This is a genomic window from Gordonia sp. ALPHA1B1 (genome assembly GCF_005502615.1).
Classification (GTDB): domain Bacteria; phylum Actinomycetota; class Actinomycetes; order Mycobacteriales; family Mycobacteriaceae; genus Gordonia; species Gordonia hongkongensis.
In genome coordinates this window covers 222,828-246,726 of record NZ_SCOC01000002.1, presented here as the reverse complement: position 1 = coordinate 246,726, position 23,899 = coordinate 222,828, and the positions used below count along the sequence as shown (strand labels likewise).

Below are 23,899 nucleotides of genomic sequence, written 5' to 3'. Positions count from 1 at the left end.
CTGGGCCTTCAGTTCCGGGTCGACACGACGAACACAGGGTGGGGACTTTTATCTGGCCACCAGCGGGGACCTCGACCTGGCCACCAGTGGGGACTTTCTCATGGCCATGGACAGCTCCTCGACTGTCGTTCACAGCGAAGTGTCACCACCAAGACCACTCACACTGTCACCGATGTCCTGATGCGGAAGTGTCACCGATGTCCTGCGAGATAACACTCGGGATCTCCCGGGTTGTCTCGCAATCCAATCACGCCGCACCGACAGGACTGAAGCGTCGCCTCGGTGGCCTCGACGGGCGCGGCGTCCTCGCTTCGCTCGGTCGGCGCTGCTCGACAAGCGGGACTCTGCGGCGCTGCTCGACAAGCGGGACTCTGCGGCACTGCTCGACAAGCGGGACTCTGCGGCGCTGCTCGACAAGCGGGACACGGCTCCTCTGCTCGACCAGCAGAGAACGGCGGCGCACCACAACGAGCGACGGCGGACGGGTGTCAGCGGGAGTTCTCGGCAACCATCCGTTCGCGGATGCCGCCGGCGACCCCGGTGCTGTTCGGGTTGGGGTCGTGGATCGCACCCGCGTGCGGCTCGACCGGCGTCCCCTTCTCGGTCTCGGACTTCGCCGTCGCCGCCGAGAATCGCTCGGTGATCCCGGGCATGAGGTGATGAGAAGCGTTGGCGGCCTTGGCTTTGTAGCCGACCGGTTGGTCCAGCTTCGGGTCGGTGCAGGCTGCCACGATCGCGTCGACCACGATCTGCGGATCGTCCATCGCGGACATCCGCGGTTCGTGCCCGGTTTAGTTGGCGGCGTGGACCCACCACGGGGTGTCCACGGCCCACGGCATGATGGTGCCGACCTTGATGGCGTCGTCGCCGGCCATGCGCAGCTCTTCGCTGATCGAGTGTCCGAGGCTCCGAACCGCCGCTTTCGTTGCGGCGTAGGTGTTCTGGAGTGCGATCGGTACCTCGCTGTCGACCGAGCCCACGTTGATGAGTGTGCCGCGACCCTGCGACCGGAAGACGCGCAGCGCCGCATGTGCGCCGTAGATCAGGCCCTTCAGGTTCACGTCGACGAGGCGAGCGTGGTCCTCGATCGGGATGTCCCAGAAGTATCCGACCGCGCCGACGCCGACGTTGTTCACCCACACGTCGATCGACCCGAACCGTTCGAGCGCGGCGGACGCGAGATGGGCGACGGCACGCGGATCGCTGACATCGGTGGGCACCGCCAGCGCCGACCCGCCCTTGCCGGTGATCTCCGCGACGACCTCGTCGAGGACCGCGGTTCGACGCGCCGCGACGACGACGTTCGCGCCGAGTTCTCCGAGTCGCACCGCGGCGCCGCGTCCGAATCCGCTCGACGCGCCGGCGATGACGACGGTGGAGCCGTTGATTTCCTTGTTGTCTGTCATGGTGATCGCCTACCCGAGGCGGGGTTCACCAAACCGAGAGGAGGCGCGCTCAGCCCGCGGCGCGGGACTGCCGGAAGGACTCGATCGCGGCGAGATCGTACGAGTTCGCCGCGGTCCCGATGCCCTGGGCGACGTGCGCGGCCACCGCGCAACCGAGTTCGGCGGAGTCGGCGAGACCGAGCCCGCGCAGCCGGCCGGTCAAGAACCCGGCGGAGAACGAGTCGCCGCAACCGGTGGTGTCGACGACGTCCACCTCGAACGCCGGCACCGCGACCACGTCGTCGCCGGTCACGACCAGCGCACCGTCGGCACCGCGGGTGAGCGCGACGCAACCGACACCGCGGTCCAGGAGCGCCCGTGCGCCGTAGGTGAGGTCGTCGGTTCCGGTCAGTCCCCGGGTCTGCTCGTCGTTGGGCAGCAGGTAGTCGAGGTGGGGAAGTGCGTCGGCGATCCACTCGAGAAGGCCGGGGTCGCCAGCCGACAGCAGATCGGCCGACGTCGTGATCCCGCGGTCGCGCGCCCGGCCGAGGAGCTCTGCGGCGACGGCGCCGCCCAGGAATTCCGGGCCGCCGAGGTGCAGGTGGTCGAGCCCGGTCAGCGCGTCTGCACCCAGGTCGTCGGGCGTGAACTGTGCGTTCGCCCCGATGCAGTGCCACGCGGGACGGTCTCCATTGGGTCGGACGGGTATGACCGATGACGACGTCTGGACCCCGGGCTTCGGAACCAGGCCGCCGGTGTCGACGCCTTCGGCGTCCAGCAGTGCGGTCAGCGAACGCCCGATCGTGTCGTCGCCGATCGCTCCGTGGGTCCGGACCGTGGCGCCCAGCCGACTGAGGACGAGCGCGGTTCCGCCCGCGGTACCGGCGGCGGAGAAACCGATGGACTGGACGAGCGCGCCGTCGGACCCCGCCGGGATGGACTCGATCCCGACGACGTGGATGTCCAGCACATGGACGCCCACGGTTGCGATCGTCGGCGGTTCGAGCCGCGGTGAGGGTGTCACGTCCGGTTCTCCTTGGGTGTCCCGTAGTCCAGCCGGATCGCCTGGGCGACAGTGGACTGCTGTTGGTCCTCGGTGAGTTCGCGAGGCCGGCCCATGCTGCTGGTCCGGTGAAAGAGGGTCGCGAGCCACTCCAGCAGCAGGGCGTTCTCCACCGCGTGGGCCAGGCTGGAGCCGCGTGCCACCGAACCGTGGTTCGCCATCAGCGCGACCTGGGTGTCGACCAGCGCGTCGGCGACGATCCCGGCGAGCTCCGGGCTCCCGAACGTGGCGTACGGCGCGACCGGGATGGCACCGCCGAGGCCGAGTTGCTGGTAGTGCAGCACCGGTAACGAGGTCAGTCCGCTGACGCAGGCGACCGCGGTCCCGAAGGGTGCGTGGGTGTGGACGATCGCCTGTGTGCCGGTTTCCTCGTAGACGCGGAGGTGCAGGTCCAGCTCGGACGACGGCGCGATCGGCCCGTCGACGACGTCGCCGGCAAGGGACACCACCGTCACGTCGGTCGCGGCACAGTTCGCGAGCACGACCCCGGTTCCGGTGATCGCGACGTGATCGCCCGCACGCGCCGACACGTTGCCGGAGGTGCCGATCAGCAGACCTTCGGCCGCCAGCCGTCGAGCGGCTGCGGCGACCTCGTCGCGTATCGACGGGTCGCTCATCGGCCGAATGCGTCGGTCCGCACTCCGCGGAGAAGGATCGCCGGGCATGTCGCGGAACTCGGAGCGCATTCGGTACGTTGGGACCACATACCGGACATTTACGCACATGCCTTTGCTCCCGGCACCCGGTATGAAATACCCGAGCACCAGCGAGAGAGACGATGAGACGCGGAAAGCGCCGAAAACGCCGACGACACCAGTCGGCCCCCTGTTGTGAATTGAATGACCCGGGTGTTCCGCCCGGCCCCGACACCGGGACGGTCTCATGCTGACCCTCCTCGGAATCGGACTCGGAATCCTGGTGGTCTTCCTGATCACCGCCCTCACCGGTTACTTCGTGGCCCAGGAATTCGGCTACATGGCGGTCGACCGGTCCCGCCTCAAAGCCCGTGCCGAAACCGGTGACGCCGCCGCGAAACGCGCGCTCGCGGTCACCCGCCGCACGTCCTTCATGCTCTCCGGCGCCCAGCTGGGCATCACTGTCACCGGCCTGCTCGTCGGCTACGTGGCCGAACCCCTGATCGGTTCCGGCGTCGGCGAGCTGCTCGGCGGCGTGGGTATCCCGGTGGGCGTGGGTGTCGCGATCGGCACGATCATCGCGATCATCTTCTCCACCGTCGTGCAGATGGTCTTCGGTGAGCTGTTCCCCAAGAACCTCGCCATCGCCCGGCCCGAGCCGGTCGCACGGTGGCTCGCCCGTTCGACGACGATCTACCTGGCCGTATTCGGTTGGCTCATCGCATTGTTCGACAAGTCGTCGAACCTGCTGCTGCGAGCGCTGCGCATCGAGCCCGTGCACGACGTCGAGCATTCGGCGTCGGTGCGCGACCTCGAGCACATCGTCGCCGAGTCCCGCGACGCGGGTGACCTGCCCGACGAGCTGTCCGTCCTGCTCGACCGTGTGCTCGAATTCCCCACGCGCACCGCAGAACACGCGATGATCCCGCGACCGAACACCGATCATGTCGACGCCGATCTGGCGGCGGGTGAGGTGCTGACACTGATGAGCACCGGCCACACGCGGTACCCCGTGCTGGCCGGCGGTGACGACGAGGTACGCGGCGTGATCCACCTCCAGGACCTCCTGGAGTGGAGCTACGCGCTGAAAAAACAACCGCCGCAGGCTGATTCGTCGGCCACCGCGGTAGACCTGTGTCGTCCCGCGGTGGTGGTGCCCTCGACGCTCCCGCTGCCCGAGGTGTTGGAGACCCTCGCGGACGCACATGACGAGATGGCGGTGGTCATCGACGAATACGGCGGCTTCGCCGGGGTCGTGACCGCCGAGGACATCGCCGAGGAACTGGTCGGCGAGATCGACGACGAACACGACTCCGAGGCGACCGTCGCGATCGAGGAGAGCCCCGAGGGATGGCGCGTGCGGGGTGACGCACACGTCGACGAGGTCTCCCGGACCGTCGGCTGGGACCTCCCCGAAGGCGACTACGAGACGATGGCCGGACTGGTGATCGCCGAATTCGTCGGACTCCCGGAGGTCGGGGACACGGTGACGATCGAGATCGATCCCGATCCGTCGACCCTGCTCGAAGACGACGAGGCGCCACCCCGCACCGTGCGGGCCACGGTGCTCGAAGTCGACAAGCGCGTCCCCGCTCTGCTGTCGATGAGCGTGGCACACAACGACAACAACCCGGGCGAGAAGAGCCCGGACGACAGGAACCGGGGCGAGAAGAAGAACCCGGCCGAGAACGGAGAGGAGAGCGACAATGGATAACCCGTGGGTCGTCGCGGCCGTCACCGTGGCCCTGATCGCGTCCAGCGCCTTCTTCGTCGCGGTCGAGTTCGCCCTCATCGCCGCACGTCGGCACCGGCTCGAAGACGCGGCCGCGACCAGCGGCAGCGCCCGCGCAGCACTGCGCAGCGCATCGGAACTGTCGGTGTTGCTCGCCGGGTCGCAGCTCGGCATCACGGTGTGCACGCTGGCACTGGGTTCGATCACGAAACCCGCTGTGCACCACTGGCTCACGCCGCTGTTCGCCGGGTGGGGTCTGCCGTACTGGTCGGCCGACGTGATCGGCTTCGTCCTCGCCCTCGTCATCGTGACGTTCCTGCACCTCGTCGTCGGTGAGATGGCGCCGAAGTCGTGGGCCATCGCCCACCCCGAGAAGTCGGCGATCATGCTCGCGATCCCGATGCGCGCCTTCATGTGGGTGACCCGTCCGTTCATCGTCCAGCTCAACCACCTCGCCAACTGGTGTCTCAAGCGTGTCGGCGTCGAACCGGTGGACCAGGTCGCGACCGGGCAGGACAGCGACGCCCTCCGCCACCTGGTGGAGCACTCGGCCACCGTGGGCACACTCGACGAGCGGTACCACGCCCACCTGACGAGTGCTCTGGAACTGGAGTCGTTGACCGTCGGCGACGTCGTGACCCCCAACGACCATCTGGCCGTGGTCGGTCCGGCCGCGGACGCCGATGAGATCCAGACCGCCGGCCGGACCTCGGGCCACCTGCGGCTGCTGGTGCGCGACGATGCGTCCGGGGCGCCGGTCCGCGGTGTCGTGCATGTGCGCGACAGCCTGACCGCGTCGGCCGGCACCACGGCGGCCGATCTCATGCGCCCGGTCCTGAGCGTCGAATCGGCGCAGCCGGTGTACGAGACGCTCACCGCCATGCGGGAACAGCGCGCCCACCTCGCGCTCGTCACCGATGGGGGCCGCGCGGTCGGACTCATCACCATCAACGACGTGCTCCAGCGGTTGCTGGCGACCACGGCGTAGGAGGGTTGACGAGCGCGCGTCGCTTACCCTTCGTGGCTCGTCGCTTGCGCTCCTCGCACCTCAGGGAGCAGGGATTATGCGTTCTGGGGACGTGGGCCGCTAGGTCCACTCGTCGGCCGTCAGGAACCACGGTTCGGCCGGCAGCGCGGCGGGGTCGAACCGGTTCGCCAGTTGCTCCGCGCGCACGGGCTCGTCCCGGCCGCCGAGCCCCAGTGAATGGGCGATGCGAGACAACACGGTCGACGTCGTCACCCCTGCGGCGGCGAGGTCGGCCAGGGTCACCGCCCCGTCCCGCTTGCTGAGCCGGATTCCGTTGGCGTTGAGCACCATCGGGACGTGCGCGTACGTCGGTGGGGCCTTCCCGAGCAGCGCCGCCAGGTAGGCCTGCCGGGGCGCCGACGACAACAGATCGTCCCCGCGGACGACCTGGTCGACGCCCTGCGCGGCATCGTCGACGACGACGGCCAGGTTGTAGGCGGGGGTGCCGTCGTTGCGCAGCAGCACGAAGTCGTCGACCGCGCCCATGTAGGGGCCGTGCAGCAGGTCGTCGACGCCGTACTCCCGGACGTCGGCCCGCAGCCGGATCGCGGGTGGCCGGGTGGCACGGCGTTCGTCGCGCTCGGCGGCGGTGAGGTCGCGGCACGTGCCCGGGTAGGCGCCCTGCGGCGCATGGGGTGCGGACGGCGCGTCGAGGATCTCTCGGCGGGTGCAGAAACACTCGAAGGTGCGGCCGGCGTCGCGCAGGTCGTCGAGGACGGCACGGTATGCCTCGAGCCGGTCGGTCTGGTGGACGACGGGCGGGTCCCAGTCGAGGCCCAGGGCCGCGAGATCGGACAACTGCCGGGAATCCGCACCCTCGACGGCTCGGTCGAGATCCTCCATCCGGATCAGGAATTGTCGGCCGGTGGTCCGCGCGAAGAGCCAGGCGAGCACGGCGGTCCGCAGATTGCCGACGTGGAGGTCTCCGGAGGGGGAGGGCGCGTACCGGCCCGCTCGCTGCGTCGACACCGCGTCGAGATTACCGGTCGGCGATGAGAATCCGCGCTGCGGCCGGTCTGCCTGTAACGGCCCGGACGACGACACGCCGGGTATGCGGCGGCGCGTAGGCGTTGCGGTCCCGTCGACGAGTGAGGAACGATGAGTTTCATGGATCTCCCGGTCATGCCGCCTGTTGCGCCGATGCTGGCCAAGGCGGTGACCAGCGTGCCGCCGCAGCCCGACGGTTCGGTGGCGTGGTCGTATGAACCCAAGTGGGATGGTTTTCGCGCGTTGGTCTTCCGCGACGGCGACGAGGTGACGATCGGATCGCGAGGCGGCAAGGACCTGGCCCGGTACTTCCCCGAGATCGTCGCGGCGGTGAAGGACGAACTGCCCGACAAGGTGGTCCTCGACGGTGAGATCGGGGTGCCGGCACTGATCGGCGACACGCATCGGCTCGACTGGGATTCGCTCGCGCAGCGCATCCATCCGGCGGAATCGCGCGTCACCATGCTCGCGGAGAAGACACCGGCGATCTTCATCGGATTCGACGCGCTGGCGCTGGAGTCGACGAGCGTGATGGCCGAACCCTTCGAGGTGCGCCGGGAGGCCCTGCTACGGGCCGTCGGTCCGGGCGGCCGGGACCGACGCGTGCATGTCAGCCGGGTGACGAGCGACCCGGCGGTCGCCGAGGACTGGTTCTCCGCCTTCGAAGGCGCCGGGCTCGACGGCGTCGTCGCCAAGCGACTCGACGGCGTGTACGTCGAGAACAAGCGGGAGATGCTGAAGATCAAACACAAGCGGACCGCGGACTGTGTCATCTTCGGGTATCGAATCCACAAGTCGGGCACGGGGATCGGATCGATGCTGCTCGGACTGTACGGCGACGACGGCGAACTGCGGATGGTCGGCGGGGCGGGTGCCTTCTCCGACGCCAAGCGGATCGAGTTGCAGCAGATGTTCGAGCCGATGCGGCTGGACCCGGAGAAGGCGTCGCCGGGCGAGCCGACGCGGTGGCGTTCGGAGAAATCGGGGGAGTGGATCCCGATCCGTCCGGAGCTGGTCGCGGAGTTCGCCTATGACCAGATGGAGAACCATCGCTTTCGGCACACGGTGAAATTCCTTCGCTGGCGGCCCGATCGAGAACCGGAGAGCTGCGGTTACGACCAGCTCGACGTCCCGCTGACCTACGATCTCCACGACGTCCTCGAAGGAGAATGACCATGGCATCTCGTTCGCCCGCCGAGGAACTCGACGTCGACGGGGTCGCCGTCCGGATGAGCAACCCGGACAAGATCTACTTCCCCGAACTCGGCGAGAACGGCGGCCGCAAGCGCGATCTCGTCGGGTACTACCGCACCGTCGCACTCGGCGACACGGGTGGCAGGGCCGACGACAGCGGCGACGGACCGCTGATGCGCGCCACCCGCGACCGCCCGACCTTTCTGCAGCGCTTCCCCGACGGCGTCGAGGGCGAGGAGATCTACCAGAAGCACATCGCGAAGAAGCGGCCCGAGCATGTGCGGTCCACCCCGATCGTGTTCCCCTCCAAACGAACCGGCGACGCGATCCGTCCCACGGTGCCGGCTGATCTCGTGTGGGGCGCGAACCTGGGGACCGTCACCTTCCATACCTGGCCGACCCTCCACCCCGACAACGACCATCCCGATCAGCTTCGCATCGACCTCGATCCGCAACCCGGCACGACGTTCGAGGATGTCCGGCGTGTGGCGATCGAGGGGCTCAAGCCCCTGCTCGACGAACTGGGCTTCACCGGTTTCGTGAAGACCTCGGGCGGTCGGGGAGTACACGTGTACGTGCCCATCGAACCGCTGTGGGACTTCATCGCGACCCGACGCTGCGTCATCGCGATCGCCCGGGAACTCGAACGCCGCGACCCGGACGCGGTCACCACATCGTGGTGGAAAGAAGAACGCGGAGAACGGATCTTCATCGATTACAACCAGAACGCCCGCGACCGCACTATGGCATCCCCGTACTCCGTTCGACGCAGCGCCCGCGCCCGGGTGTCGACGCCGGTGACGTGGGACGAACTCGCCGACGTCGATCCGGACGACTGCACCATCGCGACCGTCCCGAAGCTCCTGGAAGATCGCGGCGACCCATGGGCCGACATCGCCGACCACCGGCGCGGCGTCGAGAAACTGCTGGAGATGGTGCAGGCCGACGACGCAAACGGACTGGGCGACATGCCTTATCCGCCCAGCTATCCCAAGATGCCGGGCGAGCCGCCGCGCGTACAGCCGAGCAAGAAGGTCGCCGAGCACTGGGATGAGAAGGGCAACCGACGCTCCGACGGCTGATGCCCGGGTTCCGTATGGGTCAGCGGCGCAGCGCCTCGGCCGCCCAGGTCGCGAAACTCTGCCAGCCCACATCAGGGAACCGGCGGTGCAGCGTCGGGATGTCGACCTCGTACCCGCGGTCGCCGAGGAACGTGAACATCGCCCGCATGTCCTCGGACTCGATACGTTCGGGATCGTAGGACTCCGCCGTGACCGTGGTGCCGAGAACGTCGCCGATGATGCGCGCCATCTCCTCGGGCGTCGGCTGATCGGACGCGAGGTCGATGCGCTGGCCGATGTGGACGTCGGGCGCGGCGAACAGGGTGGCGACGAGTCGGCCGAGGTCGCGCCGCGAGAGTTGTTGCAGCGGCTTGTCCGCGGGCATCGCGATCGGCATCACGCCCGCCGCCAGGGCGTCGGCTCCGCCGAGCAGATTGTCGAAGAAGTAGGCCGGGCCGACGATCGTGTGCGGGATCTCGGTGGCTGCCAGCATCTGCTCGACCTCGAACTTGGAATCGAAATGCGGCACGCCGGTCTGGCGATCGGCCGAGGCCACCGAGGAGAACACGAGGTAGGGGATCGATGCGGACGTGGCGGCTTCGATCAGCGCACGACCCTGACCGATCTCGGCCTCGACGCCGGATTCGAACGGGGTGGTGAGCGCGAACACGCCCGCGGACCCGGTGAATGCCTCGGTGAGACCCGACCCGCTCACGATGTCCCCGACGGCGAGTTCGACGCCTCGGTCGGCCAGGCGTGCCGCCTTGCTCGACACCGCGTCCCGCACAACGGCGCGGACCGGGAAACCGGCCTCGAGCAGCGCGTCGAGCACAGCGCCGCCCTGCCCTCCGGTGGCTCCGACGACAACGACAGGAGAGGAATCGGCCATGTCGTCGACCCTAGCGGTCACGCTCGACGGCCGGACGGTTTGGGTGAGTGCGCCGTCGGCGGCTATCATCTCGACGTTGGAGGATTCGCCTAGTGGCCTATGGCGCTCGCCTGGAACGCGGGTTGGGTTAACAGCCCTCAGGGGTTCGAATCCCCTATCCTCCGCCACCGAAGGTCCGCAGTGACACCCGTATTACCGGGTGACACCGCGGACCTTCGTCGTATCCCCGAGCGTGCGGGCCGAGTGTGATCGAGCCGCGCGGACCGGTTCGAGGACCCCGGCTCCGGCCGCCGGAACCCCTCGCTACACTGGACGACGGATCCCGCGCGGCGTGCATCCTGTGAACTCCCCCAGGGCCGGAAGGCAGCAAGGGTCAACGGGCTCTCTCGGGTGCGCGGGGTCCCCTATTTTCCCGATACGAAGTTTCAGGTCAGGGGCGTCGGCCACCCGCACCGGCGTCGAGCCGCGAGAGGGCCAACGTTGAATTTTCACTCGATGAGTGCCGACCAACTCCGGAACACCCAGACGGAACTGACCAAGCAATACGAGGCGCTGCGCGCGCTGGGTCTCAAGCTCGACCTCACCCGCGGCAAGCCGGCCCCCGAGCAGCTCGATCTCTCGAACGGTCTCCTGTCGCTGCCCGGTGACGAGTTCCGAGACGGCGCGGGCACCGACACCCGCAACTACGGCGGACTCAACGGACTGCCCGAGTTGCGCGGCATCTTCGGTGAACTCCTCGCCGTCGACCCCGACAACCTCCACGCGCTCGGCAACTCGAGCCTCGAGATCATGCACGACCTCACGGTCTTCGGGCTGTTGCACGGCACCGTCGACTCCGACGAGCCGTGGGGACGTCAGACGATCAAGTTCCTGTGCCCGTCGCCCGGTTATGACCGCCACTTCGCGATCACCGAGAGCTTCGGCATCGAGATGATCCCGGTGCCGATGCTGCCCGACGGCCCCGACGTGCGGGTGTGCGCCGAACTCGTCGCCGCCGACCCGAGCATCAAGGGCATGTGGGCGGTGCCCACCTACTCGAACCCGACCGGCGTCACCTTCTCCGAGGAAGTGACCCGCGGACTGCTCGAGATGCCCGCGGCGCCGGACTTCCGGATCTACTGGGACAACGCCTACGTCGTCCACACGCTGGTGGAGACCCCGCCGACGCCGCTGCCGATCCTGGAGATGGCGGCGCAGGCCGGGCACCCGAACCGCGTGTACGTCCTCGGCTCGACGTCGAAGATCACCTTCGCCGGCGCCGGCGTCTCGTTCTTCGGGTCGTCGCCGGAGAATCTGGCCTGGTTCAGCAAGTACCTGTCGCTGAAGACCATCGGACCCGACAAGGTCAATCAGCTGCGTCACCTCAAGTTCTTCGGCGATGCCGACGGTGTGCGGGCGCACATGGCCCGCCACCGGGAGATCCTCGCCCCGAAGTTCAAGCTCGTGCTCGACATCCTCGAGGACCGTCTCACGGAGTCGAAGGTGGCGTCGTGGTCGGAGCCGGAGGGCGGCTACTTCATCAGCCTCGACGTCGTCGACGGCGCGGCCCGACGCACCATCGAGCTGGCCAAAGAAGCCGGTATCGCGCTCACCGCCGCCGGATCGGCGTTCCCGTACAAGACCGATCCGCACGATCAGAACATCCGACTCGCACCGACGTTCCCGAACACCGACGACCTGCGGGCCGCGATGGACGGGGTGTCCACGTGCGTGCTGCTGGCCGCGGCGGAGACCCTGCTCGCCCGCTCCAGCTGACCCGACACGCCGATCCCGGCGTTAGATTGCTCTCATTCTCCGGCGAGTGCGCTGGCGTGCGCGCCACTTTGTGACAGGCTTTCAAATCGTGAATCTGCCCAGGCCGGTTCTTCTCGCAACCGGTTTCGCCGTCGTGGGGGTCATCGCACTGGCACTCCAGGATGTCGTCGTACCCCTGGGCGCCCAATTCTGGGGTTTGCTGCACAACCAGATCGATCTCTCGGTGTACCAGGCGGGCGCCCGGGCGGTCGCCAACGGCGTCAGTCTCTACGACGTCAAGATGATCGGCGACCTGGACTACACCTACTCGCCGTTCTCCGCCTTGCTGTTCAGTCCGCTGGCCTGGATGTCGTTCGACGTCGCCCGCATGTTGTGGTCGGCGGGCATCGTCGTTGCGCTCTACCTGGTGATCATGCTGAGCTTCCGCAGCCTCGGCCGGCCGGTGACCTGGCCGTTGCGCGTGATCGCGGCGTCGCTGGTGGCGGTGGCGATGTTGTTCGAGCCGGTTCGTACGACGATCTGGTACGGGCAGATCAATGTGTTCCTGATGCTCGTGATCGTGGCCGATCTGGCGCGTCCGGACGGTGGACGCCTCAAGGGGTTCTGGACCGGAGTCGCCGCGGGAATCAAGCTGACGCCCCTCATCTTCGCCGGTTACTTCCTCGTGCAACGGAACTGGCGCGCCCTCGCCGGGGTCGTGGGCGGCTTCGCCACCACCATGCTCATCGGGTTCGCCGCCTTGCCCGGGGACTCGTGGTCGTACTGGACGGGCAAACTGTTCGAGTCCGACCGGGTCGGTTCGGCTCAGTTGCGCGGTAACCAGTCCCTGCGCGGCATGCTGGCCAACCACCTCGACACCGACAATCCGCCGACGCTGCTCTGGCTCGCCCTCGTGCTGGCAGTGCTGGCGGTCGGCTTCGCGGCGGCGACGTACGCCCATCGCAAAGGTCAGGAACTCCTCGCCGTCAGCATCGTCGGGATGACCGCCTGCGTGGTGTCGCCGATGTCGTGGGGCCACCACTGGGTGTGGTTCATCCCGATCCTGGTCATCGGAATCCACCTGGTCCTCGACGCCCGGCAGCCGCGGGCACCGCGGGTGTGGGCCGGCGTGGGCGTGGCGGCACTGGTGCTACTCGCGTTCTCGTGGCCGACGCATGTACCGGCGCTGATCCCGGACGGCTATTACACGGGGCTGTACGTCAAGACCCGCATCACGTGGCTCAACTGGTTCACGGTCAGCCCCTATCTGTGGGCCTACCTCGGCGTGCTTGTCGCGACGGTCGTCGGCCTGCGGATGGTCGGCAGCCGCGGCTACTCCTCGCCGACGCCCGCCGACCCGATCATCCCGCCCGGCGTCGCGGCTGCCGTGATCGCCGAGGGCGGGCTGCCGACCGGCGATGCGGGCGGCACCGGCAGTGAGGGCACACGACGGCCGGACACGGGTGGCGAGGAGTCCGGGCCGCGCGACTCGCGAGGCACGTCCGGGCATACTCCGCGTACTTCGGAAGACACCCCCGGGATGGCCGATGACCTGGTCGGAACCGATGGCGAACCCGTCACCGAGACACCCGATCAGGGGCCCGCTGCACCAGTGTGAGGCACACTCATCGACTGTCACGGGTCGCCGGTAGTCTCGACGCGTGGCTCTGTATCGCACCTATCGCCCGGCTACCTTCGCCGACGTCGTGGGGCAGGAGCACGTCACCGATCCGTTGAGCCGTGCCCTGGATTCCGGTCGCATCAATCACGCGTATCTCTTCTCCGGTCCTCGCGGTTGTGGCAAGACGTCGTCGGCGCGGATCCTGGCTCGTTCGCTGAACTGTGTGCAGGGCCCCACCTCCACACCGTGCGGAACGTGCGTCTCCTGTGTGGCGCTCGCGCCGGGCGGCCCGGGCAACCTCGACGTCATCGAGCTCGACGCCGCGAGTCACGGCGGTGTCGACGACACCCGCGAGCTGCGCGACCGCGCCTTCTATGCGCCCGCCGAGTCGCGCTACCGCGTGTTCATCGTCGACGAGGCGCACATGGTGACGAACGCGGGATTCAACGCGCTCCTGAAGATCGTCGAAGAGCCGCCGGAGCATCTGATCTTCGTGTTCGCGACCACCGAACCCGAGAAGGTGCTGCCGACCATCCGGTCGCGCACCCACCACTACCCGTTCCGGCTGCTCGCGCCGCCGGTCATGCGCGGTCTCCTGGAGACGATCTGTGAGCGCGAGGGCGTGACCGTCGCGTCCGAGGTGTACCCGCTCGTCATACGGGCGGGTGGCGGTTCGCCTCGTGACTCGCTGTCGATCCTCGATCAGCTGCTGGCCGGCGCCGACGACCAGGGTGTCGCCTACGAACGCGCACTGGCGCTGCTCGGCGTCACCGACGTGGCGCTGATCGACACCGCGGTCGACGCTCTCGCCGACGCCGACGGTTCGGCATTGTTCGGCACGGTGGAGAAGGTGGTCGACGCCGGGCACGATCCTCGACGGTTCGCCGTCGACCTGCTGGAACGTCTTCGCGATCTGATTCTGCTGCAGGCTGTTCCGGACGCCGCGGACCGCGGACTCGTCGAGGCGCCGGGTGACCAGCTCGCCCGCATGCGCGCCCAGATCGAGACCCTCGGGCCCGCGTCGCTGACCAGGTTCGCCGAGATCGTGCACAACGCGCTCGGGGAGATGCGCGGCACGACGTCGCCGCGACTCCTGCTCGAGGTGATGTGCGCGCGGATGCTGCTGCCCGCGGTCTCCGCCGACGACGCAGCTCTGTTGCAGCGACTCGAACGACTCGAGTCGGGAATCGGCACGACGTCGATCCCGGTACCCGCGAAACCGGCTGAGCCGGAACCGGAACCGAAGTTCGTGCGGCCCTCGCAGCGCAAGGCGATGGAAGAGGCCAAGGCTGCCGAGGCGTCCGAGCGCGCAGCCGCGGAAGCCGTCGAGGCCGATGCCGCGCAACCCGACACCGGCCGGGTGCCGGAACCGGTGGTGTCTGAGCCGGTTGCGCCGGCGACGGTGGTGGAGACTCCTGCGCCGGAACCCGTCGTTGCTGAAGCGGTCACGGCAGACGCGGCGCCCGAGGCGGTTGAACACGACTCGACCGACGTCGCAACGGGTTCGGGGGTCGAGGCCGAGGCGGTGCTGCCCGCGGAGGAGCCCGCCGACGACGAGTCGATGCTCGACGAACTGATCGCCGACCAACCGAGTGCCGAGGCGGCAGAGGTCGAACCGGCGCCGGCCGCTGACGCCTCATCGGACGACGAGACGGCATCTCTGATCGAGGTGCCCGCCCCGCCGACGCCGCCGACTCAGCCGCCGGCACGGTCCGACCGGACCCCGTCCGCACCCGAACCGCCGTCGCGCCATCGGGACGCGTCCTCGCCCGAACCGGAACCGATTGCCGAACCGGCGTCGACCGCGGCGTACGACGACATCCCGCTGCCCGATGAGCCCGTCGACGAGGACGACGTCCCGCCACCCGACGCGATGCCGGTCCGTGCCCGTCGGCCCGAGCCCGAGCCGGTGCCCGAACCGGAGCCCGAGCCCGAGGCGACCGCCGGGCTCGACGCCGACTCGGTTCGCAAGCGGTATCAGGACATCCGGGCCGCGGTGCGGGAACGGTCGAAGAGTCTCGAGCCGATGCTGTCGGCGGCGGTCATCGCCGACGTCGACGGGACGACCGTCGTGCTCTCGCATCCGGTCGAGGTGCTGGTCGGGCGGTTGTCCGCGCCGCACGCCGTGACGATCATCCGCGAGGCGCTCACCGAGGTCTTCGGCACCGAACTCGACGTGCGTACCGTGCACCAGGCGCCGGGCGCCGCCGCGCCCTCCGCCACGTCGACCGCGCCGCCGTCGAAGCAAGCGGCCAAGGCTCGGCAGTCGTACTCACGTCCGAGCCGCGCGCGTGACCAGTCGGCGGCGCCGGCCCCCACACCGGACCCGGTCGCCGAACCGGAGGAGCCCGAGCCGCCACGTGCCGACGAGGACATCCCGCACGACGAACGCGCGGAGATGGTGGCCGATGCACGCACCGGCAGCCCCGAGCAGCGGCTCGACCCCGACCAGGTGGCGCTGGAACTGCTCAAGTCGGAGCTGGGGGCACGGCCGCTCGAGTGACCGGGTGCGCTCGGGAAGCTTTGTCTGAAAACCGCCCCGCGCAACAGGTTCGACGACGATACGCCGCGTGTCCGATTTCTGAGGGCGGTTTTCAGAGGCGGGTCGGGCTCAGGCGTCCCACCACGGCCGGAGTGGCACCTGGTGGCCGCCGTCCTCGTCGAGTTTGGTGGCGAGCACGTGGTGGAGCTGGATGATGTTGCGGTCGAATCCGATTCGGCAACCGGCCATGTAGAGGCCCCACAGCCGCGCGGTGCCCTCGCCGACCTCGGCCACCGCTTCGTCCCAGTGCTCGACGAGGTTGATGTTCCAGTCGCGCAGCGTCATCGCGTAGTGCTCGCGGAAGTTCTCCTCGTGGATGACCTCCATGCCGCCGATGTCCTGCAGCTTGGAGATGATCTTGCCGGAGCCGGTGAGCTCGCCGTCGGGGAAGACGTAGCGGTCGATGAACGATCCCGCCTTGCTGCGGCTCGCGTTGTCGGGGCGCGTGATGCAGTGATTCAGCAGCATGCCGCCGGGACGGAGCTTGTCGCGCATGAACCCGAAGTAGGACGGGTAGTTGTGGACACCGATGTGCTCGGTGAGCCCGATGGACGACACGGCGTCGAATCCGCTTTCGGTGACGTCGCGGTAGTCGCTGTGCCGGACCTCGGCGAACTCGCCGAGCCCTTCGTCGGCGATCGCTTTCTGGGCCCACTGTGCCTGTTCGGCGGACAGCGTCGCCCCGATCGCGTGGACACCCCGACGCGCGGCATAGCGGACCATTCCGCCCCAGCCACATCCGATGTCGAGGAGGCGGTCGCCGGGCTTGAGGCGGAGCTTCTCGAAGATGAGGCGGTACTTGTTCTCCTGCGCGGCTTCCAGCGATGCGTCGCGTTCCGGGTAGACGGCGCAGGTGTACGTCATCGAAGGTCCGAGCACCCACTCGTAGAACGTGTTCGAGACGTCGTAGTGGTAGTGGATGACCTCGGCATCACGAGACTTGCTGTGCCGCAGTCCTTCCGCAAATCGACGCCAGCGCGGCACGGCCTCCTGCGGCGGCGGTGCGATCGGCTTGAAGTGATCGATGCCCAGCGACCGCGCGATGTGGGCGAGCGACAGGGGGGAGGGGCGGTGGAACTGCAGGTTGCTGGCCAGTGCCTTCAGCGCGGGGTACGGATCACCGGGATGCGCGCCGATGAGTTCGAGATCGCCTGCGATGTAGGCGCGCGCGAGTCCGAGATCGCCGGGTGCGGTCACCAGATACGTTGTTCCGCGCGGGGTCTTCAGGTCGAGGCCGTACTGGGCGTCGACGGGTCCGGCGCTGCTGCCGTCGTAGGCGGTGATCCGGATCGACAGGTTTCCGCCGAGGAGTGCTTCGAAGATCTCGGCGAGGGTCATCTTGCCGGCGTGCGAGTCCACACTTGACGCCGAACTCTCCTTGAACGTGGTCATTGGCGTTTCACCGCTTTCGAGTAGAGGTCCAGCAGACGACCCCGCGGGTCGTACCGCTTCTTGAGGAGCCGATAACTCTCTCCGCCGTAGAGTTCGTCGAACTCCTCCGGCGTGTAGAAACTCTCTGAATACAGCGACTTGTGGCCGTCGAGTTCGGCGACCTTGCGTTCGATGGTCTTGTTGGTGTGCCCGGGATCGCCCGGGGTGACCGGCACGGCGGACCAGAAGCCTACATTGACGTACGTGCGTTGCGGGGCAAGGGGATACAGCGGCCAGGGGCGTACCGTATCGGCGCCGGGGAGGGCGGGCTCGCGAAGCCGGAGGGGGCACAGCCAGATCGGTTCGATGGGAATCTCGGAGAGGAACCACTCGACGTAGTCGGCGGTCCGGTCGATGGGAACCTCGATGTCCTGCACGACGCGTTCACCCGCCGGTAGTCCCTTGCGGGCGTTCAACCGGTCGCCGATGTCGAATCGCTGGTCGAGACCGATCAGCTTCCAGTAGAAACTGCTGCGGAGGTACCGCTTCGGCCACCAGCGCCGGATTCGCGGGTTCTGTGCACCGAAGGCGCGCGAGCACCAGAACCAGTCGGTGTCCCAGCGCCAGAGATAATCGTGGATCGTCAACCGGTCGGTCGTCTTCTGTTGGATGGACCGATAGAAGATGTCCATCCCGGTGTAATCGCTGACCGGTCCGTCCTCGTCGGTCTGCCGGCCGAGCGTCAGATAGGACTCCTTGGCGGAGAACACGACTCCGTCGAGGTAGTCGACCGGTTCGCCGTCGTGTGACTTCGTGGTGACGATCGTGTCCATCGCCGACTGGAGGTCGACGATGCTCGTGAACCGAAGATGGCGCAGCGCGACATACGGCTTCACCGGCTCCAGCTCGATGCGTAACCGCACCGAATAGCCGAGCGTGCCATAGGAATTGGGGAAACCGAAGAAGAGGTCGGCGTGTTCGTTGGTCGGCGTCGCGGTCAGGATCTCGCCGTCGCCGGTGAGGATGTCGATCTCGAGAACCGACTCATGGGGCAGTCCGGAGCGGAAGGACGTGCTCTCGATGCCGAGTCCGGTGACCGCGCCGCCGAGGGTGATCGTCTTGAGCTGTGGGACGACCAGCGGTGCGAGGCCGTACGGCAGAGTGGCCGCGACGAGGTTCTCGTAGGTGCACATGCCGGCGACGTCGGCGGTGCGCGCCTCGGGATTCACCGAGATGACCCGATCGAGTCCGGAGACGTCCAGTCCCGGATGCGGATTGGCGGCGCGCTTACGAAAGAGGTTGGACGTCTTCTTCGCAAGACGCACGGTTGCCTGCGGCGGGATGGCACGATAGCTGGCCAGAAGGTCGGCAACCCCCTGGTCGAATGCCGCTCCCCCCATCTCGAGCCCGTTGATCACCCGGTTAGCCTAGGACTTGATCAGTTCGCCCGCCAATCGTTTCGTAACTGAGGAGTGTCCAATCGTGGGTCAGGTTTCCGCATCGCAGTCGCTCGACATCGCCGCCGCCCCGGACGCCGTGGTCGGAGCTCTCGCCGACTATGAGGTCGTGCGGCCGGCCATCCTCCCGGAGCAGTACCGCGACTACAAGGTGATCAGCGGCGGCAAGGGCGACGGCACCGTCGTGCACTGGATTCTGCAGGCGACGTCGAAGCGGCAGCGCGACGTGCAGGCGACCGTCAGCGTCACCCCGGACACCGTCACCGAGCGCGACGCCAACTCGACGATGGTGACCACCTACTCCGTCGCGGCATCGGGCAGCGGTTCGCGCGTCACGACCACCACCACGTGGCAAGGGGCCGGCGGCATCGGTGGGTTCTTCGAGAAGACATTTGCGCCGAAGGGTCTCAACCGGATTCAGGCCGAGGTCCTCGGCAACCTGAAGAAGCGCCTCGAGAGCTGACGGCTCGGCATCTCCGACCGCGGCGCTCGATGACCTGCTCACCCGACAGCATGCGATGACCGGCGCGGGATCGACCGATCCCGTCCGGCGCCGCCGTGGCCGGGCAAGGCCGTCGCCCTTGCCCATCCGCGACGGCGTCGACGCCACGCGCGTGGTGTTGCGTTCAGGGCCGGAGCTGACCGTCGGTCAGGCGCTGCTGGCCGCGCCCGCGCTGGCGGGGCTGACCGCCGACGATCTGGGTCGACGCGCCGCCGCGGGCGAGATCGTCGATGCCGACGGCCGACCCGCGGATCTGGCCGCGCCGTCGAGCCGCAATGTCTCGCTGTACCTCTACCGCGACCTCGACGACGAGATCGCGGTCCCGTTCGACCTGCCGGTGATCCACCGTGACGAGAACATCGTCGTGGTGGACAAACCGCATTTCCTCGCCACGATGCCGCGGGGTCGTCACGTGACCGAGACCGCGCTGGTGCGGCTGCGTCGAGAACTGGGCTCCGACACCGTCTCACCGGCGCACCGCCTGGACCGCCTCACCGCCGGGGTGCTGCTGTTCACGCTGCGGCCCGAGGTGCGCGCGGCCTATCAGGACCTGTTCGCGTCCCGGACCGCCCGCAAGGAGTACCTCGCGCTCGCGCCGGCCGACGAGGCGCTGGCGTCGACCGTGACCGTGCGGGACCGGATCGAGAAGACCGCGGGCGACCTACGCGCCCTCGTGGTGGACGGGCCGGTCAACGCCATCAGCGACATCACGCTGACCGAGGTCGTCGGCGGCCTCGGCGTCTATCGGCTGGTGCCACACACCGGCCGCACCCATCAGCTCCGGTTGCACATGGCGTCGCTCGGGGTGCCCATCGTCGACGACCCGCTCTACCCCGACGTGCGGCCGGGACTCGCCGCTCTTCCGGATCACGGGGACTTCACCCGGCCGCTACGCCTGGTCGCCCGAGTGCTGGAGTTCACCGATCCGCTGACCGGAGTGGAGCGCCGGTTCGAGAGCCGACGGCCGGTGTCGGGGTCGGGGTAGGGCCACGATCTACCCTGGCGCCATGACCATCCGCGCGTCCTACGAACGGCATCCCGACCTGGGCTGCGAGGCCGTGGTCTTCATCGACGACGAGTCACTGGCCTGTTTCCAGATCCAGCGCGATCTGGTCGGCGGGCCGCGCGCCGACGAATACTGCGTCACCACGGGAGCCAGTGCGCCCGTCTACGGCGGGATCACGCAGTGGCGTCGCGTCGACGACCGGTTCGAGTTCGCGCTCACGGCGCGCGCGGGTCGGCTGTTCGGCGACGAGGTCCTGTCCTTCGAGGTGGCCGCCATCGAGGAGTCGACCGTCGACGACATCGCCGCGCATGTCGATCGGTTGCTGCGCTGACGCTGCGACTACCCTGGGCCGGGTGACGCAACCATTCGATCCCAGCGCGTTGTTCGGCGGCGGTCAGGGCGGGGAGAACCCGATGGCCGGACTGCTGGCCCAGGCGCAGCAGATGCAGGAGAAGCTCCTGTCGGCGCAGAACGAGATCGCGGCGGCGGAGGTGGTCGGCAGTGCGGGCAACGGGCTCGTCACCGTGACCGGCAACGGCACCGGTGAGGTGACCGCCGTGTCGATCGACCCTAAGGTCGTCGATCCTGACGACGTGGAGACCCTGCAGGACCTGTTGCTCGGTGCGTTGGCCGACCTGTCGGAGAAGCGCGAACAGCTCGCCAGCGAGAAGATGGGCCCGCTCGCCGGTGGTCTCGGCGGCGGCCTCCCCGGATTGGGCGGCTGAGTACGCCCACCCCGCGTACGACGCCGAACGACGAGTAGGAATCCCGGACACCGTGGACGCAGATCAGCATGTATGAGGGACCGATCCAGGACCTGATCGACGAGCTGGCCAAACAGCCGGGCCTCGGTCCGAAGGGCGCCCAGCGCATCGCGTTCCACCTGCTGGCCGGGGAGAAGTCCGACATCGATCGCCTCGTCGCCGCGCTGGGACGGGTCCGCGACGACGTCGTCTTCTGCGCGGAGTGCGGGAACGTCTCGGCCAATCGGCTGTGCCGGATCTGTTCGGACGCCCGCCGCGACGCCAGCAAGATCTGTGTCGTCGAGGAGCCGAAAGACGTGCACGCGATCGAACGGACCAAGGAGTTCACCGGGCGCTACCACGTACTCGGTGGTGCTCTCGACCCGTTGTCCGGGATAGGCCCGGACCAGTTGCGTATCCGTGAACTGCTGCGTCGGCTGGCCAATCAGGAAGACGGCGTCGACGTCTCCGAGGTGATTGTCGCGACCGACCCGAACACCGAGGGCGAGGCGACCGCGACCTACCTCCAGCGCATGCTGAAGGACTTTCCCGGCCTGTCGGTCACCCGGCTCGCGTCGGGGCTGCCGATGGGCGGCGACCTCGAGTTCGCCGACGAACTCACGCTGGGTCGTGCACTGTCGGGTCGTCGCATCCTGGCGTGAGGTCGGTGGCCGTCGTACCCGGCAAACCGGACGGCTAGGGTCATGTGGTGATCTCGCGTAGTGGGTGGCGTCGTCGTGTCCGGGGTGTTGCAGCAGGCCTGACGGTGGTGGTCGCGGCCGGCCTGGTGGGTGCCGTACAAGGTGTGCAGCCGCCCGAAGCATCCGCTGCGCCCTCGCTCGACTGGCAGGCATGCCCCGCGGTGCACGGCGTACCGGCGACGGTCCGGTGTGCGACGGTCGAAGTTCCGCTCGACCACTCCGAGCCGAACGGCGAGACCATCGAGATCGGCGTGAGCCGTATGCAGGCGCACGACCAATCCCGGCGTCGCGGTGTCGTGATGGGCAACCCGGGAGGCCCGGGCGGCGACGGCATCGCGATGTTCAGTCAGCTGCGCCCGCCGGCGGCCATGCTCGACGAATGGGATCTGGTGGCCGTTCAGCCGCGCGGTCTGGTGTCGGGCACGCCGCTGCGCTGTGATCCGATCACCGGCGAGGAACCCGAACTGATGACGGCGCTGGGCAAGCTGAATCGCGATCGCTGCGAGGCGCGTACGCCCGGCCTCGGGGCGACCCTCACCACCGAGAACACCGCCCGTGACATGGAGGTCGTCCGGCGGCTGCTCGGGGAACCGAAGGTCAGTCTCTACGGCATCTCGTACGGCACCCTGCTGATGTCGACGTACGCGACACTGTTCCCGCAGCGCGTCGACCGGATGGTCCTCGACTCCGGTTTCGACCCGGGCGTGGTGTGGAACAGTCTTCTCTCCGTGCAGACACCCGGCTACAAGGCGCGGGTGCACGAGATGATGGCGTGGATCGCGCGCCACGACCGGATCTATCATCTCGGCACGACGCCACTCGCCGTGTACCGAAAGTGGAGCGACCGGGTCAGTGCCGAGGCCGGTGTGCCGCCATCGCTACTGGCGCCTCCCGCGCAGGTCGGGGACGTACCGCCGGGCTTGCGGGCGGTCGCACAGCAGTACATCGCGGGAACCGACCTGACCGCCGATGCACGTGCCAGGTTCGAGAACCTGGTGTTGACCTTGCTCCGGCCCGGGTCGCTGCAGCTGACGTCGCAGCTACTGGTGCTCACCCGCGCGCTCGCTCCTGATCGCAACTCCTGGCCGACGGTGGCGCTGATGACCGCGACCCCCGGCCGGAAGCTGCCCACCCCGGGCCCCGCCGCGCTCGAGGCCGCCCAGGTCTCGCAGGACATGCAGGCCGCGGTCCTATGCAACGAGAACCAGGTCCCCGCGCAGCCGTCGCTCGGCTTCCAGGCGTTCCTCGCGAACTACGTGACCGGGGATCCGTTCGAGGCGCCTGGTCTCGCCTACGAGTCCGGCCTCGCGTGTGCCGGAGCACCGGCGCTCGCGCGGCCGGTCGAGATCCGCAACCGCGGGCTGGCGGTGGCGCCCCTGCAGATCCAGAGCGTCGGCGACCCGCAGACCCCGTATCGCGGGTCGCTGAAGATGCGTGAACTCATGCGCAGCCACCTCATCACGGTCGGTGGTGGCGACCACGCGCAGCTCGGTCGCGCCAACAAGCCGCTCGACGACGCCATCGTCGAGTACCTCCGCGACGGCCGGACCTCGGTGCAGCGTGTCCCCGAAGCACCGATCACGGCTCCGCTCACCCGGTTGCCCTCGGCGTTCGCGTCCGGGGCGGCCGGTCGGTGACCCATCCTGATCTGGTGAACCTGCAGACCCGCGCCCGTGTGACCGAACTGGCCGCTCGCCTCGACGCCGGGATCGTCGCGATCGACGGACCGTCCGGAGCGGGCAAGTCGACGATCGCCGATCTCCTGGTCGCGGACCTGCGCGCTCGGGGAGTCGGGGTGACTCTGGTCCGCACCGACGACTTCGCGACGTGGGACGATCCCGTCGCGTGGTGGCCGGAGCTGGAAACCGATGTGCTGCACCCGTTCACCCGACGACGCGACTACCGGTACCGGCCCCGCGTGTGGCAGAACGGCGTCCCGGCCCCCGGGCCCCGCGTGTGGATCGAGTGGCAGCCGCTGCTGATCATCGAAGGGGTGTCCTCGGCGCGGCGCCGGATCGCCGACCGCCTGTCCCACGCGCTGTGGCTCGACGGCGGGACCCCGGGCGAACGGCTCGAGCGGACGGTCGCCCGCGACGGCGAGGACGCGCGAGGTCATCTTCAGGCGTGGCAGGAGTTCGAGCGCGGCTGGTTCGGCGTGGATCGCACGCGAGAACGGTGCGTCGTACTGGACTGAGCGGTCTCGGACTGACGGTCCCGTCGGCCGGCCGGGATGCCGAGCGGACGCCGCG

At 68.4% G+C, this 23,899-nt stretch carries 22 protein-coding genes, 1 tRNA gene and 1 other RNA gene; 16 read left to right on the top strand and 8 right to left on the bottom strand.

The features are described from left to right. Positions 1 to 488: 488 nt before the first annotated feature. From FFS52_RS23825 to FFS52_RS02340, 4 genes are read right to left on the bottom strand one after another with little or no spacing between them, the layout of a single operon-like run. Positions 489 to 773 (bottom strand): hypothetical protein, encoded by a 285-nt coding sequence (locus FFS52_RS23825; RefSeq protein ID WP_238995000.1) that lies wholly within the window; start codon positions 771 to 773, stop codon positions 489 to 491. Between the two features lie 18 nt (positions 774 to 791). Then, the gene (locus FFS52_RS02350) at positions 792 to 1,406 is read right to left on the bottom strand and encodes an SDR family NAD(P)-dependent oxidoreductase (protein WP_249356587.1); all 615 of its coding nucleotides are present in this window, start codon (positions 1,404 to 1,406) and stop codon (positions 792 to 794) included. Positions 1,407 to 1,455: 49 nt separating this feature from the next. Then, positions 1,456 to 2,409, bottom strand: coding sequence for a carbohydrate kinase family protein (locus FFS52_RS02345; protein ID WP_137808682.1), 954 nt, complete (start codon positions 2,407 to 2,409; stop codon positions 1,456 to 1,458). After that, positions 2,406 to 3,065 carry a class II aldolase/adducin family protein gene (locus tag FFS52_RS02340; protein WP_078111809.1) on the bottom strand — a complete coding sequence of 220 codons (660 nt, stop codon included), beginning with the start codon at positions 3,063 to 3,065 and terminating at the stop codon, positions 2,406 to 2,408. Before FFS52_RS02340 ends, FFS52_RS02345 begins: the two co-directional genes overlap by 4 nt. Positions 3,066 to 3,330: 265 nt before the next feature. Here FFS52_RS02340 and FFS52_RS02335 point away from each other — a divergent pair, with 265 nt between their 5' ends. Next, positions 3,331 to 4,797, top strand: a complete 1,467-nt coding sequence (locus FFS52_RS02335; protein WP_137808681.1) for a hemolysin family protein — start codon at positions 3,331 to 3,333, stop codon at positions 4,795 to 4,797. Beyond that, positions 4,790 to 5,803 carry a hemolysin family protein gene (locus FFS52_RS02330; protein WP_137808680.1) on the top strand — a complete coding sequence of 338 codons (1,014 nt, stop codon included), beginning with the start codon at positions 4,790 to 4,792 and terminating at the stop codon, positions 5,801 to 5,803. The genes FFS52_RS02335 and FFS52_RS02330 overlap by 8 nt, the downstream gene beginning before the upstream one ends. A gap of 99 nt (positions 5,804 to 5,902) precedes the next feature. Here FFS52_RS02330 and gluQRS read toward each other — a convergent pair whose 3' ends face one another. Further along, entirely contained in the window at positions 5,903 to 6,811 is a 909-nt protein-coding gene (gene gluQRS, locus FFS52_RS02325; RefSeq protein ID WP_137808679.1) for a tRNA glutamyl-Q(34) synthetase GluQRS, read from the bottom strand. 138 nt (positions 6,812 to 6,949) lie between these two features. On the opposite strand from gluQRS, the gene FFS52_RS02320 reads away from it, so the two are divergent. Together FFS52_RS02320 and FFS52_RS02315 are read left to right on the top strand one after the other, a co-directional pair. Next, positions 6,950 to 8,002: an ATP-dependent DNA ligase gene (locus FFS52_RS02320; RefSeq protein WP_137808698.1), complete on the top strand. Its 1,053-nt coding sequence runs from the start codon at positions 6,950 to 6,952 to the stop codon at positions 8,000 to 8,002. Positions 8,003 to 8,004: 2 nt separating this feature from the next. Next, the gene (locus FFS52_RS02315; RefSeq protein WP_137808678.1) at positions 8,005 to 9,105 is read left to right on the top strand and encodes a DNA primase small subunit domain-containing protein; all 1,101 of its coding nucleotides are present in this window, start codon (positions 8,005 to 8,007) and stop codon (positions 9,103 to 9,105) included. 19 nt (positions 9,106 to 9,124) lie between these two features. Here FFS52_RS02315 and FFS52_RS02310 read toward each other — a convergent pair whose 3' ends face one another. After that, on the bottom strand, positions 9,125 to 9,973 hold the full coding sequence (locus FFS52_RS02310; RefSeq protein ID WP_137808677.1) for an NmrA/HSCARG family protein: 849 nt from the start codon (positions 9,971 to 9,973) through the stop codon (positions 9,125 to 9,127). A gap of 78 nt (positions 9,974 to 10,051) precedes the next feature. On the opposite strand from FFS52_RS02310, the gene FFS52_RS02305 reads away from it, so the two are divergent. The 5 genes from FFS52_RS02305 to FFS52_RS02285 all read left to right on the top strand — a co-directional run bounded on the left by FFS52_RS02305 (position 10,052) and on the right by FFS52_RS02285 (position 15,831). Further along, positions 10,052 to 10,140, top strand: a tRNA-Ser gene (locus FFS52_RS02305). 147 nt (positions 10,141 to 10,287) lie between these two features. Beyond that, positions 10,288 to 10,382, top strand: an RNA gene (ffs, locus tag FFS52_RS02300) — signal recognition particle sRNA small type. Between the two features lie 71 nt (positions 10,383 to 10,453). Next, positions 10,454 to 11,728, top strand: a complete 1,275-nt coding sequence (locus FFS52_RS02295; RefSeq protein ID WP_137808676.1) for an aminotransferase class I/II-fold pyridoxal phosphate-dependent enzyme — start codon at positions 10,454 to 10,456, stop codon at positions 11,726 to 11,728. A gap of 88 nt (positions 11,729 to 11,816) precedes the next feature. Further along, positions 11,817 to 13,325 (top strand): glycosyltransferase 87 family protein, encoded by a 1,509-nt coding sequence (locus tag FFS52_RS02290; protein WP_137808675.1) that lies wholly within the window; start codon positions 11,817 to 11,819, stop codon positions 13,323 to 13,325. A 43-nt stretch (positions 13,326 to 13,368) separates the two neighbouring features. After that, a complete protein-coding gene (locus tag FFS52_RS02285) occupies positions 13,369 to 15,831 on the top strand; it encodes a DNA polymerase III subunit gamma and tau (RefSeq protein ID WP_137808674.1) in 2,463 nt (820 codons plus the stop codon). A gap of 108 nt (positions 15,832 to 15,939) precedes the next feature. Here FFS52_RS02285 and FFS52_RS02280 read toward each other — a convergent pair whose 3' ends face one another. Then, positions 15,940 to 17,262: a class I SAM-dependent methyltransferase gene (locus tag FFS52_RS02280; RefSeq protein WP_137808673.1), complete on the bottom strand. Its 1,323-nt coding sequence runs from the start codon at positions 17,260 to 17,262 to the stop codon at positions 15,940 to 15,942. Continuing rightward, entirely contained in the window at positions 17,259 to 18,641 is a 1,383-nt protein-coding gene (locus FFS52_RS02275) for an FAD-binding oxidoreductase (protein WP_137808697.1), read from the bottom strand. Before FFS52_RS02275 ends, FFS52_RS02280 begins: the two co-directional genes overlap by 4 nt. 82 nt (positions 18,642 to 18,723) lie before the next feature. Here FFS52_RS02275 and FFS52_RS02270 point away from each other — a divergent pair, with 82 nt between their 5' ends. The 7 genes from FFS52_RS02270 (at position 18,724) to FFS52_RS02240 (ending at position 23,844) form a co-directional block, all read left to right on the top strand. After that, positions 18,724 to 19,161, top strand: a complete 438-nt coding sequence (locus FFS52_RS02270) for an SRPBCC family protein (protein WP_058251042.1) — start codon at positions 18,724 to 18,726, stop codon at positions 19,159 to 19,161. A 118-nt stretch (positions 19,162 to 19,279) separates the two neighbouring features. Then, on the top strand, positions 19,280 to 20,185 hold the full coding sequence (locus FFS52_RS02265) for a pseudouridine synthase (RefSeq protein ID WP_249356301.1): 906 nt from the start codon (positions 19,280 to 19,282) through the stop codon (positions 20,183 to 20,185). A gap of 22 nt (positions 20,186 to 20,207) precedes the next feature. Further along, positions 20,208 to 20,537, top strand: a complete 330-nt coding sequence (locus FFS52_RS02260) for a hypothetical protein (protein WP_065631147.1) — start codon at positions 20,208 to 20,210, stop codon at positions 20,535 to 20,537. A gap of 22 nt (positions 20,538 to 20,559) precedes the next feature. Continuing rightward, entirely contained in the window at positions 20,560 to 20,931 is a 372-nt protein-coding gene (locus FFS52_RS02255) for a YbaB/EbfC family nucleoid-associated protein (protein ID WP_033204544.1), read from the top strand. Between the two features lie 68 nt (positions 20,932 to 20,999). Next, positions 21,000 to 21,611 carry a recombination mediator RecR gene (recR, locus tag FFS52_RS02250; protein ID WP_058251045.1) on the top strand — a complete coding sequence of 204 codons (612 nt, stop codon included), beginning with the start codon at positions 21,000 to 21,002 and terminating at the stop codon, positions 21,609 to 21,611. Between the two features lie 44 nt (positions 21,612 to 21,655). After that, positions 21,656 to 23,287, top strand: coding sequence for an alpha/beta hydrolase (locus tag FFS52_RS02245; RefSeq protein WP_137808672.1), 1,632 nt, complete (start codon positions 21,656 to 21,658; stop codon positions 23,285 to 23,287). Beyond that, complete coding sequence (locus FFS52_RS02240; protein WP_068972275.1) at positions 23,284 to 23,844, top strand: (d)CMP kinase; 561 nt, start codon at positions 23,284 to 23,286, stop codon at positions 23,842 to 23,844. Before FFS52_RS02245 ends, FFS52_RS02240 begins: the two co-directional genes overlap by 4 nt. Positions 23,845 to 23,899: the final 55 nt, after the last annotated feature.